General features: G+C 59.3%; 1 pseudogene. It reads right to left on the bottom strand.

Features of this window, described 5'->3' with window-relative positions:
- Positions 1 to 196 precede the first annotated feature (196 nt).
- Positions 197 to 388 (bottom strand): annotated as a pseudogene (locus MUU51_RS00060) (conjugal transfer protein TraG N-terminal domain-containing protein); the annotation flags it as partial.
- Between the last annotated feature and the right edge of the window lie 59 nt (positions 389 to 447).

Raw genomic sequence — 447 nt, 5'->3', positions numbered from 1 at the left:
CTTACCGCCTGCTTGGCCGGCACTCTTGCTGCCATCCGAAAGCCCTTGGATGACGTGTCCAGCCCGAATCCCAACCCAAGTAAGGCTCGCAAGCCAAAAACCCGGCAAGACCAGGAACATCGTGCCCATGACGAACATCAGGAGCAGGTCGCCAAAGGCATTGTTCAACCCCACCAGCGGATCGAAGTTAGTGTGCGGCCGAGAGCACGCCCTTATTGCCTTCGTCTGCACCCTCCCCACGGGCCTTGAGCCATTCCTGCACGATGATCGCCACGAAGGGCAGTGCGAATACCCCGCTGGATACCAGTACCGCCCAGATGCCGTTGTTGACGATCCAGGAAACCAGGGTCAGGTAGTACTCCAGGTAGTCGGTCGCGAAAAGCGTCATGGCTCGGATCTCCCCTCAGCCCTGCATCAACAGGCTGGCTTCAAGCGCCACGATGGCAA

It is taken from the genome of Scandinavium manionii (assembly GCF_024764775.1).
In the GTDB taxonomy this organism is placed as follows: Bacteria; Pseudomonadota; Gammaproteobacteria; order Enterobacterales; family Enterobacteriaceae; genus Scandinavium; species Scandinavium manionii.
The sequence above is the reverse complement of the archived record's forward strand: the minus strand, read 5'-3'. Positions and strand labels throughout refer to the sequence as shown.